Source organism: Caballeronia eucalypticola, from assembly GCF_047608185.1.
GTDB lineage: Bacteria > Pseudomonadota > Gammaproteobacteria > Burkholderiales > Burkholderiaceae > Caballeronia.
In genome coordinates, this window is sequence record NZ_JBLKRU010000001.1 from 314,847 (window position 1) to 328,100 (window position 13,254).

General features: G+C 60.3%; 10 protein-coding genes and 2 riboswitches. Of the genes, 2 read left to right on the forward strand and 8 right to left on the reverse strand.

All coding sequences use genetic code 11. From position 1 onward, the window contains the following. Window positions 1-40: 40 nt before the first annotated feature. The 6 genes from ACMX25_RS01455 to ACMX25_RS01480 form a co-directional block, all read right to left on the reverse strand. Complete coding sequence (locus ACMX25_RS01455) at window positions 41-1,429, reverse strand: L-serine ammonia-lyase (RefSeq protein ID WP_414947776.1); 1,389 nt, start codon at window positions 1,427-1,429, stop codon at window positions 41-43. Between the two features lie 30 nt (window positions 1,430-1,459). Next, on the reverse strand, window positions 1,460-2,563 hold the full coding sequence (locus ACMX25_RS01460; RefSeq protein WP_414947777.1) for an alginate lyase family protein: 1,104 nt from the start codon (window positions 2,561-2,563) through the stop codon (window positions 1,460-1,462). 107 nt (window positions 2,564-2,670) lie between these two features. Then, window positions 2,671-5,598, reverse strand: a complete 2,928-nt coding sequence (gene gcvP / locus ACMX25_RS01465; RefSeq protein ID WP_414947778.1) for an aminomethyl-transferring glycine dehydrogenase — start codon at window positions 5,596-5,598, stop codon at window positions 2,671-2,673. Window positions 5,599-5,666: 68 nt separating this feature from the next. Beyond that, window positions 5,667-6,047, reverse strand: a complete 381-nt coding sequence (gene gcvH / locus ACMX25_RS01470) for a glycine cleavage system protein GcvH (protein ID WP_414947779.1) — start codon at window positions 6,045-6,047, stop codon at window positions 5,667-5,669. A 67-nt stretch (window positions 6,048-6,114) separates the two neighbouring features. Beyond that, window positions 6,115-7,239, reverse strand: coding sequence for a glycine cleavage system aminomethyltransferase GcvT (gcvT, locus tag ACMX25_RS01475; protein ID WP_414947780.1), 1,125 nt, complete (start codon window positions 7,237-7,239; stop codon window positions 6,115-6,117). Window positions 7,240-7,343: 104 nt separating this feature from the next. Then, window positions 7,344-7,477: riboswitch (glycine riboswitch) on the reverse strand. 45 nt (window positions 7,478-7,522) lie between these two features. After that, a riboswitch (glycine riboswitch) is annotated at window positions 7,523-7,644 on the reverse strand. Window positions 7,645-7,688: 44 nt separating this feature from the next. Then, entirely contained in the window at window positions 7,689-8,603 is a 915-nt protein-coding gene (locus tag ACMX25_RS01480) for an ABC transporter six-transmembrane domain-containing protein (RefSeq protein ID WP_414947781.1), read from the reverse strand. Window positions 8,604-8,721: 118 nt separating this feature from the next. Here ACMX25_RS01480 and ACMX25_RS01485 point away from each other — a divergent pair, with 118 nt between their 5' ends. Further along, window positions 8,722-9,333 (forward strand): TetR/AcrR family transcriptional regulator, encoded by a 612-nt coding sequence (locus tag ACMX25_RS01485; RefSeq protein ID WP_414947782.1) that lies wholly within the window; start codon window positions 8,722-8,724, stop codon window positions 9,331-9,333. A 30-nt stretch (window positions 9,334-9,363) separates the two neighbouring features. On the opposite strand, the gene ACMX25_RS01490 is transcribed toward ACMX25_RS01485, so the two are convergent. Continuing rightward, entirely contained in the window at window positions 9,364-9,741 is a 378-nt protein-coding gene (locus ACMX25_RS01490; protein WP_414947783.1) for a hypothetical protein, read from the reverse strand. 139 nt (window positions 9,742-9,880) lie between these two features. Continuing rightward, on the reverse strand, window positions 9,881-10,924 hold the full coding sequence (locus ACMX25_RS01495) for an oxidoreductase (RefSeq protein WP_414947784.1): 1,044 nt from the start codon (window positions 10,922-10,924) through the stop codon (window positions 9,881-9,883). A gap of 218 nt (window positions 10,925-11,142) precedes the next feature. Here ACMX25_RS01495 and ACMX25_RS01500 point away from each other — a divergent pair, with 218 nt between their 5' ends. Next, window positions 11,143-13,248 carry a UvrD-helicase domain-containing protein gene (locus ACMX25_RS01500; protein ID WP_414947785.1) on the forward strand — a complete coding sequence of 702 codons (2,106 nt, stop codon included), beginning with the start codon at window positions 11,143-11,145 and terminating at the stop codon, window positions 13,246-13,248. Window positions 13,249-13,254: the final 6 nt, after the last annotated feature.

Sequence of the window (13,254 nt, forward strand, 5' to 3'; positions counted from 1 at the left end):
GCCGTCGACCCAGACCGCTAACCCTGGCAAACGGATTCGCTCAACACTCAACAATATTCACCGCCAATCCACCCCGCGACGTCTCTTTGTACTTGGTCTTCATATCGGCGCCGGTCTGCATCATGGTTTTAATAACCGAATCAAGCGACACGTAATGGCTGCCATCCCCGCGCATTGCCATGCGTGCAGCGTTCACGGCTTTCATCGATCCCATCGCATTGCGTTCGATGCATGGAATCTGCACCATCCCGCCAACTGGATCGCAAGTCAGCCCGAGGTTGTGTTCCATCCCGATCTCGGCGGCGTTTTCAACTTGCGTCGGTGTCCCGCCCATGACCGCTGCCAACCCTGCTGCTGCCATCGAACATGCAACGCCCACTTCGCCTTGGCATCCGACTTCGGCGCCGGATATCGACGCGTTCATCTTGTACAGAATCCCAATGGCCGCTGCCGTCAGCAAGAAGTCGATCACGCCCTGCGCATTCGATCCCGGCATGAACCGGTCGTAGTAGTGCAGCACGGCCGGAATAATCCCCGCTGCCCCATTCGTCGGCGCTGTGACAACGCGCCCGCCCACCGCGTTCTCCTCGTTCACCGCGATGGCGTACAGGTTGATCCAGTCGATCATGGAAAGCGGATCGCGCAGCGCCTGCTCGGGTTTATCGACCAGCGCCCGATACAAAACCGGCGCTCGCCGCTTAACCTGAAACGGACCAGGCAGGCAACCATCGGCGTCGGGATTATCGATTCCGCAACCGCGCTTCACACACGATTGCATCACTTCCCAAATGCGTAGCAAGCCCGAACGAATCTCTTCTTCGCTACGCCAAACGCGCTCGTTTTCCCACATTAATTGCGCTACAGATTTGCCTGTTTCACGGCACAACGCGAGCAATTCATCGCCGGATTGGAACGCGTAGGGCAACTGTTCAATCGCGGTCAGCACCTTCACATTCGATGCCCCCGCCGTCACCACAAAACCACCGCCCACCGATAAATATGTCGAGTCGCGCAGTGAAACGCCGTTGGCATCGAAGGCGTGGAGTTTCATGCCGTTCGGATGCTCAGCCAGCGCTTGCCGCAGAAACGCAATGTGTTCCTTCAGCACGAACGGAATCTCGTGACGCCCCAGCAGCATGAGCTTTTTCGTCGCGCGCACGGTCTCCAGACGCGTGCTGATGGTCCCGGCATCGACCGTATCCGGCGCGTCGCCCATCAAGCCGAGCATCACGCCTCGATCCGTACCGTGACCCTTTCCGGTTGCACCAAGCGAGCCATACAACTCGCATTTCACGCTAGCCGTGGCGTCCAGCAGACCATCGCGTTCGAGCCCTTGCACGAACATCAGGGCGGCGCGCATCGGCCCGACCGTATGCGAACTCGACGGACCGATGCCGATTTTGAAAAGATCGAAAACGCTGACTGCCATGACTGCTCCTGCAAAGGTGCTGCTAAAAAATCAGCGCGCCGGCAACGGCAAACAAACTGCGAGCCAGGCCGGCGGCGTGGGCGCCAGACGCAGCGCAATGGGCGCGTAACGCCCGTCAAGCCGCGCCGATAGATGAAACAATTCGGCCGCGTTTTTCGGATCCCACGTGCCCGAATAACCGGGCAAACCGGCCTCGCGGCGGGTGGCATCGAAGGGCACGTTCGAATGAACAAATTCTTCGTGCGTGCGCGTACCAAGCGCATAGGGCGTGAGCCAGTTCAGCGCGGCGGCGAGCGTCGCGCCCGACTGTGATCGCTCAGTCAGCCAGTTGCGGTTATGACGCCGCGCCGCGAGCGCGGCCGTGACCAGCGGCTGTAGATCGTAGGTCACGTAGTGCAGCGCGTCGCGTTCGGCGAAATCGACGGTCGAACCGTCCGGCGCAATGTTGTCCCCAATATGCTCCACATACAGCCGCTGCGCCGCGTTGATCAGCTTGCGGTCATCGGTCGTGAACGCGCCCATCGAAATCAATTTGATCCGATGGCTCTGCCAGTTGTTCCGATACGTGCCGGTCAGCGGCCGTTTCTGCTTGTCGATATCCGCGACATACCCCGTCACCATCTTCGAGATAAACGCACTCGACGCGTTGCGTGTCTTCACCGGCAATGCGCTCGCCGTCAGGTCGTAGGCAAGGATCAACGACTCGAAATTCGTTTCATCGATAGGATTAAAACTCGGCCGATAGGTCGTGACCCACGCGAATAAAAACCGGTCGACGAGACGCAAATACGCTTCGTTGCCCGTTGCGCGCCACGCCAGCGCCGCGTCGCGCATTAATCCCAGATCCTTTTCCGCTTCTTCGCTTTCGTCACGGATGCCCTGATGGGGCAAGGTGCCTTCCGTATGAAGCGTTGCCCGCGCCTTCGGCTGGTCGTTCAGCCGCGACTGCACCATTTGCACCAGTGCTTTTACGCCCGGATCGGCGTTCGTGCGCTCACTGGTTTGCATCGCGGGCGCGGCGCAAAAATTCATTGCGGCAAACGCGCTTGGCGCACTGATTGCCGATGTTGCAAGGGCCGCGATGATCGCCGGAACACGCCACGTTTTACTCACCACTCGCACCTGTCGCGCCATGCAAAACTCCCTGATTGGCTTGGTTCGGGAGAGATGGTATCTGGTGTTGTGTGAATCCGGCAAAACTGTCCGGCTTTTAGCAAAGGCGGACAGTTCGAAACGCATGCTTATTCGCCGTACTCGGACAATGGAATGCACGAGCAGAACAGGTTGCGATCGCCATAAGCGTTGTCGGCGCGGCCGACCGGCGGCCAGTACTTGCGCGCAATCAGCGATGTCAGCGGATACGCCGCCGTTTCGCGCGAATAGGCGTGGCTCCAGCCATCCGAAACAACCACCGCTGCCGTATGCGGCGCGTTCTTCAGCGGATTGTCTTCGCGATCCGATTTGCCTTCTTCCACCGCGCGAATTTCGTCGCGAATGGCGATCATTGCATCGATAAACCGATCCAGCTCCTCCTTCGATTCCGATTCCGTCGGCTCGACCATCAGCGTGCCCGGCACCGGGAAGCTCATGGTCGGCGCGTGGAAACCGTAATCGATCAGGCGCTTGGCGACGTCATCGACGGAAATGCCGCTGGTTTCCTTCAGCGGACGCAGATCGAGAATGCACTCGTGGGCGACCAAACTGCCCGCGCCGCTGTACAGCACGGGGTAATGCGGCGCGAGCCGGTTCGCCACATAGTTCGCCGCGAGAATCGCGCTTTCGGTAGCGTTCGTGAGCCCTTGCGCGCCCATCATCGCGATGTACATCCACGAGATCGGCAGGATAGCAGCCGAGCCGTAAGGCGCCGACGATACCGCGCCAATGCCAGCCGCATCGCGTTGATAACCGGTCGAATGCTGGTTCGGCAAGAACTTGGCCAAATGTGCGCCGACAGCGACTGGACCCACGCCCGGTCCGCCGCCGCCATGCGGAATGCAGAAGGTCTTGTGAAGATTCAGGTGCGATACATCGCCGCCGAACTGGCCTGGCGCGGTGAGACCGACCATCGCGTTCATGTTCGCGCCATCGACGTACACCTGCCCGCCGTGCGCGTGCACGATCTCGCAGATCTCGCGCACGTTCACTTCGAACACGCCGTGCGTGGACGGATACGTGATCATGATTGCCGCCAAGTTCGCGGCGTGCTTGTCGGCCTTCGCCTTCAAGTCGGCGATATCGACGTTGCCTTGTTCATCGCACGCAACGACCACGACCTGCATGCCGGCCATTTGCGCCGATGCCGGGTTCGTGCCGTGCGCCGACGACGGAATCAAACAAATGTTCCGATGCCCTTCGCCACGCGACTCGTGATACGCGTGGATGATGAGCAAGCCGGCGTACTCGCCTTGCGAGCCGGCGTTCGGCTGCAGCGATACCGCCGCGTAACCGGTACACGCAACCAGCATTTGCTCGAGTTGATCGATCATCGTCCGATAACCGACGGTTTGCTCAGCAGGCGCGAACGGATGAATCTGCGCGAATTCAGGCCACGTAACGGGCAGCATTTCGGACGTTGCGTTCAGCTTCATCGTGCAGGAACCGAGCGGGATCATCGTGCGGTCGAGCGCGAGATCCCTGTCCGCCAGACTGCGCAAGTAGCGCAGCATTTCGTGTTCGGAATGATGACGGTTGAATACCGGATGCGTGAGGTAATCGCTCGTGCGTTCGAGTGCTTTCGGCAAGGAGACTTTCGCGTCGGCATCGAGTGCGTCGATATCGAATGTCTCCGTCTTGCCGACCACTTCCGCGAACACTGCAAAGAGCTTGAGCAGGTCGTCGCGCGTGGTGGTTTCATCGACGGAAACGCCTACGTGCGTTGCATCGATATGCCGCAGGTTCACATGTACCGCCGATGCTGCCTGATGCAGCGCCGTGGTATTCGCGCCGCTGACGATGGTGACGGTATCGAAGAACGTCTCGTTCGCGAGCGTATAGCCGAGCTTCTGCACGCCGGCGGCGAAGATCGACGCGACGCGATTCACGCGCAACGCGATGGTCTTCAGACCGTGCGGCCCGTGGTACACGGCGTACATGCTGGCCATGATCGCGAGCAACGCCTGCGCCGTACATACATTCGATGTCGCCTTTTCGCGGCGGATATGTTGTTCACGCGTTTGCAGCGCGAGACGCAGCGCGTGCTTGCCTTGGGCATCGACGGTTACGCCGACAAGACGGCCCGGCATCTGACGCTTGAAGTCATCGCGTACGGCCATGTACGCCGCGTGTGGACCACCGAATCCGACCGGCACGCCAAAGCGCTGCGTATTACCGATAGCCACGTCCGCGCCCCATTCGCCCGGCGGCGTGAGCAGCGTGAGAGCGAGCAGATCGGCGGCGGCGATCACAAAACCACCGGCCGCATGAACCGCCTCAGTCAGAGCGCGATAGTCGCGCACGTCGCCATTCGCGCCCGGGTATTGCAGTAGCACGCCGAATGCGTTGGCCGTGGCGGCCTCGGCGGCGGGACCAACTTTGACTTCAATACCCGCAGGTTTCGCGCGCGTTCGCACGACTTCGATAGTCTGCGGCAGTACATCGTCAGCGATATAAAACAGGTTCGATTTCGGCTTGCCCGCGCGCTGCAGCAGCGTCATGGCTTCGGCGGCGGCGGTAGCTTCATCGAGCAAGGAAGCGTTCGAAATCGCGAGACCTGTCAGGTCGATAATCATCTGCTGGAAGTTCAGCAACGCTTCCAGGCGGCCTTGCGAAATCTCCGGCTGATACGGCGTGTAAGCCGTGTACCACGCCGGATTTTCAAGCACGTTACGCAGGATCACAGCGGGCGTGTGCGTGCCGTAATAACCTTGCCCAATGTAGTTCCTGAACACCAGGTTCTGATCCGCGAGTTTCCTCAGCGACGCCAGCGCTTCCGCTTCGCTTTTCGGCTGCGTGAACGCGCCGAGCGGCAGCGTTTCGTGGCGCCGGATGGCCTCGGGAATCACCGCGTCGATGAACGCTGCGCGCGACGCGAAACCGAGCGCTTCAAGCATGGCGTGCTGGTCGGCCGCATCCGGGCCAATGTGCCGCTGGGCAAATGCATCGTGGCATTCGAGCGCGGCGAGAGACAAGGATGAGCGGTTCATCAGACGGTCCGGGTGTTCGAGCTTCATGAGAATTCCTGCAGGTGCGGCGTGGTTTTGCTTTCGAGCCCAAGCACGCCGCACGGTCGTTAAAAGATTTACTCGCCGATCGACGTGCCGTACGCACCGGCATCGATCAGCCGATCCGTGTTTGCATCGGCGGCGGGCTTGATCTTGAAGAGCCAGCTTTCGTACGGCGTGCCGTTGATCTGATCCGGCGTGCCGGTCAGTGTTTCGTTCGCGCCGACAATTTCGCCGGACACGGGCGCGTAGATATCGGATGCTGCTTTCACCGATTCAATCACCGCGATGGCGTCGCCGGCGGCCACCGTCTTACCGACCGGCGGCAATTCGATGAACACGACATCGCCCAGTGCTTCCTGTGCGTGATCCGTAATGCCGATGGTCAGCGTGCCGTCGGATTCGGTGCGCACCCATTCGTGCGATTCGGTGTATTTGAGGTCGGCCGGGATGCTCATGCGAATGCTCCAGTTGTCTTTAAGGGTGGGACGTGCGTGGCTGTTTCAGCAGGTGATTGCAGGCGGTTTAAAGCGCCGCCAACACCTTGCCGTTGCGCACGAAAGGCAGTTTTACCACGCTTGCCGGCAGTTGTTTGTCGCGGATCACGACGTGCACTTTGTCGCCCGGTTTCACGCTCGCTGGCAACCGGGCGAACGCGATGGATTCCTGCATCGTTGGCGAGAATGTGCCGCTCGTGATCTCGCCTTCGCCGTCAACGGTGACGACTTTTTGGTGAGCACGAAGCACGCCACCGGCACGGCCGTTTTCCTTCTGCAGAATCAAGCCGACAAAGCGCGCTTTCGAGCCGTTCTTTTCCAGCGCGGCACGGCCAACGAACGCGCGATTTGCATCGTTCAAATCGACGGTCCACGCGAGACCTGCGTCGAGCGGGGAAACCGTGTCGTCCATGTCCTGGCCGTACAGGTTCATGCCCGCTTCGAGACGCAGCGTGTCGCGTGCGCCGAGGCCGGCGGGTTTCACGCCTTGCGCGATCAATGCGTTCCAGAACGCTTCAACGTGCGTGGAAGGCACGACGATTTCGAAACCGTCTTCGCCCGTGTAGCCGGTGCGCGCGAGCATCACGTCGCCGAACGAGCTGGCGGGAAATTGCACGGCGTTGAAAGGTTTGAGTTCGGCGGTGGCGTCGCGCGTTTCCGGCAGTACTTGCCAGACTTTTTCGCGGGCGTTCGGACCTTGCACGGCCACGATCGAAAAATCGCGGCGCGGCGTGATGGTCAGTCCAAAACCGCCTTCCGCGTTGAGATGGCCGAACCACGCAATGTCTTTTTCGGCCGTGCCGGCGTTCACTACAACGCGATAGTTGTCATCGGCGAAGTAATAGACGATCAGGTCATCGATCACGCCGCCTTCCGGGTTCAGCAGGCACGAATACAGCGCCTTGCCGGGAACGGTGAGTTTGTCGACGTTGTTGGCGATCGCGTGCTTGAAGAACTCGCGCGCCTTGTCGCCGGTGAAATCGACGACGCGCATGTGCGACACGTCGAACATGCCGGCGTCGGTGCGCACCGCGTGGTGTTCGTCGATCTGCGAACCGTAATTGACGGGCATGTCCCAGCCGCCGAAATCGACCATGCGTGCGTTGAGCGCAAGGTGAGTGGCGTGCAAGGGCGTGTGTTGAAGATCAGACATGGAGCGGGCCTCGGGCGTGCGCGAAAACAAAAAAAGGCCATGCGACGAACCCGCTCGGGGTTCGAGCTTTGAAAGCAAAGCCCAAACCGCTTAGCGATCCGGTACATGACCCCTCTGTCCTCGGTACCTGAGAGATTGCACGCCGTTCGCCGATCAACCGGCGTCCAACGCGCGCCCCTTCGGTGGGCATCTGACTGGTGATTCTGATCAGCCGATGCCGCTCTCCAGAGTTCGACCTTCCGTTTCTGGCGCCTGGTTAAAGGCGCGATTCATAGACGGAAATTCGACGCGGCCGGTCCTTTTGCCTGAGAGTTTGTGGGTGTGCCCCTTCGGCGGCGCTTGCTTCGTTTCAAGTCGTTCTCGATGCGAACAACCGAAGCCAGCGCGCTCTCCCGACGCGTGCGGCGAATTTACGCGACCGAATTCAGCTTGTCAAACAGCGGTGGCGGTTAATCCTTGCTGAGGCCTGGATCCACGCGCTTGCCGATATCGCGCAGGCGCGCGAGTTGATCGACTATGTACGGCGCTTCGTCGAGGCTGCTGACAAAGGTCCAGAGATACGTCATCACGGCATAGACATGCCCCGCCTTGACCGCGGGCGCCATCGCCAACTGACTGATGGCGATGACAAACAACACCGCCGCTACGCAGCCGACGAACAAAAACGCCGCGGCTTCACGGTTCGAGAGGTGAATCCGCAACCTGGACAGCACGCGATAGTGCCGTTTCAGCGTGAGCGTTCCCACTTTCGCGACCAGGCCGATCTCCTTCTCCAACCGGTCATTCAGCCGCTGATGCAAGCTCTGGTTGCGTCGTGCAAAGCGTGGCAGCAAGGCCAGGCACAGCAGCAATCCGCCCAGGCTGGCTACGCCGATCCAGGGCTCGATCGCCAGCAGCATGACCACGGCGCCGATGATCGATACGAACGCGGTGACCATCGTCGGCACGTGTTTTTCGAAGAAATCGACAAACTCCCGGGCCAAGACCACGCGCGCCGCAGCCGTCGACGTACTTTGGTTCTGCAGGCGCTGGTTCAGGATCACCGGCACGGCCAGATCGGCGTAAATCCGCGTGAAGGTGCGCGTATCCACGGCCCGTCGAGCGGCGCCGACTACCCAGAACGCCAATACGATGACCGCGTAGAACAACGCGCTGCGGGCATCGCCGCGAATGATCGAGTCGACGGCAAATCCGGCAAACAACGGATACGCGAGCAACAGCGCGTTCTCCAGCGCGACGAGCGACAACGTGCAAACCAGCTTGCCCGGATAAGCGCGGGCAATGGCTTTGAGCGTGGATGTGGCGGACTGCTGACCGAGCTTTTCGCTCTCAACTATCCGGACTTCTGATGTGACGAATGACATGACCGTACCTTGGGTAAAATCGCCGTTATAATTTGAGCGACTGCTCAAATTATAATTGAGCGGTCGCTCAAAGCGCAAGCTCAACCAGAATCTGTACACGCTAGAAAAGGAATCGAATATGTCGCGGTCGTCGCCCGAACGCAAAGATCAGATCATTGCGGCCGCCCTGGAATTGTTTCGTCAGAAAGGTTTTGCCGACGTCTCCACGCGCGATCTCGCCGATCACGCGGGGTTGTCGCGCAGTCACATTTATCACTACTTCGGCGACTGGAACGAGTTGCGTCGTGAGGCGTTCGTGCACTTTGCTAAAGAGCAACTCGAAGAAGCCGGCGCGCGTTTGTCCGATAAACCGCCGGTCGACGCGTTGCTCGGTTTTATCCGCGACTGCCTGCCCGCCAGCAAGGATGACGGTTGGGGGCTGTGGCTCGATGCGTGGGACGAAGCCATGCACGACGCAGAACTGGCGCGAGCGTATCTAAGCGAGATCAGCCGCTGGCAAGCGATGCTGTGCGGGATTATCGAAAAGGGTGTGGAGGCGAAGGTGTTCCGATGCGCATCGCCGGAACGCGCTGCCCGGCAAATCTTCGCGCTGGCAATGGGTTACGCCGATGACCTGTTGCTGGCGCCATCGGCTGAAGCCGTTGAAGCCGCGATGCAGGAGGTCGTGGAAATAGCGGAGATGGTGTTGGGTTTTGAGCTTGGCGCGCCTCAGGCCGAACGGCAGCCATAGAGCAAGCCATCCGTTCGGCGCATTAAGAACTTACTGGATCGCGTGCTGCAAACCGTCCAGCTCGCCGTTCAGCGTGTGCTGTTCTTCACCCGACAAACCGCCGCCATGCTGCGAAGCCATGTCACGCGCTTCCTGACGCACTACATCCAGTCGATGATGGAAAGCCTCGCCCTGTGGCGGCGGATAAAAGCCCTGGCCCACGCGCTGATCGACGTGATGCCACAACGCGTTGATCCGCCCGTTCACCTGATCCATCCGATGCACTGCTTCCATGTGCGGATCGGGGCGCGCCGGCGTTTCCTGGACGACATCGACCTGGCGCGTCGGTTGGACGACACACGCCGCCAGCGATCCCGCGAGCGCCACGCCAATCAGCGCGCGGGTAAAACCTGCTTTAAGCGTCAGCATTGAAGTTCTCCTCGTTTGGTTTTTAAGATAAGACGATAACGACTGGAGAAGAACGGTCCGCGCACCGCTCCGGCTGACGTCGGAGCGGCGCGCAAATGTAACGCTGTGTGTTTGAAAGTCGCGCGTGGGCCGTTTGTTATTAGAGCGGCGTGAAATCGAGTCGGCGGCCTTCGGCGTTGCTGCGGATGGCGATATCGATGATGGTCATGACATCGACGGCATCTTGCGACGCGACCGGGAACGGCTTTCCGTCAAGCACCGATGCCGCCAGCGCTCGATAAAACTCTGCGTAAGCGCCGTCGCGGGTGGCGAATTCCTGACGCAAGTCGTGGTCGCCATCGACTTCGCGAAGCAGGCCGGGCGGATTGCGGCCGAATTCGGGATTGCCGGGACGCAAACCAGCTTTGAGCTGGTCTTCCTGTACATCCAGACCCGTTTTCACATAGCTGCCGCGCGTGCCGTGAATGGCGAAACGCGGCGGTTCCAGCGCGGCCAGCGCGGTGGCGTGCAGGATGATTTCCTTGTCTTCGTAGCCCAGCAGCAGATGAACGTAGTCCGGTGCGGTTGCGTGATCGCGGTGGGCGTTGACGCTGGCATACACGGTCTGCGGACGGCCGAACAGCGTCAAAGCCTGGTCGATGAGATGCGGTCCGAGATCGAACAACAAGCCGCCGCCCCGCGATGCTTCCTCGCGCCATCGTTGCGGCACTTTGGGCCGGAAGCGGTCGAAATGCGATTCATAGTGCGTCACGCGCCCGAGCCGGCCGCTTTCGATCAACGCGCGCACCGTCATGAAATCGCCATCCCAGCGACGATTGTGGAACGGTGCGAACAGCAGTCCGCGCTTTTCGGCTATATCGATGAGGGTTTTTGCGTCGGCGCCGGAAAGCGTGACGGGCTTGTCGACCACGACGTTCTTGCCCGCGTCGAGGGCTTTTTTAGCGAGATCGAAATGGGTGTCGTTGGGCGTGGCGATGACGATGCAATCGAGTTCATCGAGGGCGAGCAGGGCACCGAAATCTTCGACGATCGTCGCGTTCGGGTAATCGGCTTGCGCTCGCTCGGGCTTGCCGGTGGCAATGGCCGACACGGTCGCGCGGCCGCAATGTTCGATTACCGGTGCGTGAAACGTTTCGCCAGCGAAGCCATATCCCATCAGGCCTACTTTTAGAAGTGCTGTCATGCGGGCATCCTGTTGTTTGGCGATGCCGGTATTGTGGCACGGGCCGAAAGGGCCAGAACCATCGCTTTCAAAGGATGGTTTCGTCCGTGTTAACATCGCGCTCTCGAATTTGCGCTCGCTGCATGAGGGCGCAATTTTGCTCACCATCTTGCTCACCACCGCGTACTTCCGGCAGCCGAAACGTCCGCCTGATTTACGCATCTCAAAGTGTCCGAACGATGTCCGCAGCAGGTATGAACGCCGCGCAATCCGAAGCGGTGCGCTATCTCGATGGCCCATGTCTTGTGCTCGCCGGCGCCGGCAGCGGCAAGACGCGCGTGATCACCCAGAAGATCGCCCATCTGATTGAAGGCAAGGGCTTCGAGCCGAAGCACATTGCCGCGCTGACCTTCACGAACAAGGCCGCGCTCGAAATGCGCGAGCGCACAGCCAAGCTGCTCGAAGGGAAGACGCTCACCACGCCCGGCAAGGAAGGCCGCCGGGTGCCGGTGAACCAGTTGACCATATCGACATTTCACTCGCTTGGCGTCCAGATCATGCGGCAGGAGGCGGAGCACGTCGGCCTGAAACCGCAGTTCTCGATCATGGATTCCAGCGATTGTTTCGGCTTGGTTCAGGAACAGCTCGGAACCACCGATAAAGGCTTGATCCGCAAGGTCCAGTCGATTATTTCGCTCTGGAAAAACGGCATGATGTCGCCGGATCAGGCGTCGGCGAGCGCGTCGAACGAAGACGAGATGCAGGCCGCCATTGTGTTTCGGAGCTATGTGGCGACGCTGCACGCGTATCAGGCGCTTGATTTCGACGACCTGATCCTGAAGCCCGCGCAGCTTTTCGCTGAGAACGAGCAGGTTCGCGAGAAGTGGCAGAACCGGCTGCGATATCTGCTGATCGACGAGTATCAGGATACGAATACTTGCCAGTACGAGCTGCTGAAGCTGCTGGCCGGACCGCGTGCGGCTTTCACGGCCGTGGGCGACGACGATCAGGCCATTTACGGTTGGCGCGGCGCGACGCTGGAAAATCTCGCGCAATTGGGCAAGGATTTCCCGAAGCTGCATGTGGTGAAGCTGGAGCAGAACTACCGGTCGACCGTGCGCATCCTGACGGCCGCCAACAACGTGATCGCAAACAATCCCAAGCTGTTTGAGAAGAAGCTTTGGTCCGAACACGGCATGGGCGACTCCATTACCGTGACCGCTTGCAACGATGAAGAGCACGAAGCGGAATCGGTTGTGTTCCGGCTGTCGGCGCATAAATTCGAGCGGCGCGCGGCGTTTCGCGACTACGCGATTTTGTATCGTGGCAATTTTCAGGCGCGGATCTTCGAACAGGTATTGCGGCGGGAACGGATTCCGTACGTGTTGTCGGGCGGCCAGTCATTCTTCGATAAAGCCGAGATCAAGGACATCGTCGCGTATTTGCGGCTGATCGCGAATCCAGACGACGATCCTGCCTTCATCCGCGCGATCACCACACCGCGGCGGGGCGTCGGCAATACCACGCTCGAGGCGCTGGGTTCGTTTGCGGGTCAGGCGAAGGTGTCGCTGTTTGAAGCCGTGTTCATGGGCGGAATCGAGGCGCGGTTGTCGGCGCGGCAGGTTGAGCCGTTGCGCGCGTTCTGCGAGTGGATGCAGCGCTTGTCCGACCGGGCGGGACGCGATCCGGCGACCCAGGTGCTCGACGACATGATGGAGGCGATCCATTACGAGGCCTATCTCTACGATGCTCACGACGAACGTCAGGCGCAATCGAAGTGGCAGAACGTGCTGGAATTCTGCGAGTGGCTGAAGAAAAAGGGCACGAAACCGGAGGCGGAGCCGTCCGAGGATTCGGAAGCCACGGGTTACGACAACGCCGATGGTTTCGGCGATGAAGGCAAGAACCTGCTCGGCTTGATCCAGACCGTCGCGCTGATGTCGATGCTGGAAGGCAAGGACGAAAACCCCGATGCCGTGCGGCTGACGACGGTGCATGCGTCGAAGGGCCTTGAGTATCCGCACGTCTTTTTGGTCGGCGTGGAAGAGGGAATCATGCCGCACCGTGGCAATCCCGATGCGGACGCCGACGCTCCGGTCGACACCGGCCGGATCGAGGAAGAGCGGCGGCTGATGTATGTGGCGATCACGCGGGCGCAGCGCAGTCTTCATGTGAACTGGTGCAAGAAGCGCAAGCGGGCGCGCGAGACGGTGGTGTGCGAGGCGTCGCGGTTTATCCCGGAAATGCTTCTCGACGATGCCCCGCCGCCGACCGAGGAAGAAGCACCGATGTCGCCAAAGGACCGGATGGCGCGGTTGAAGGAGTTGCTGCAGAAGCCGGCTTGAGGTTTT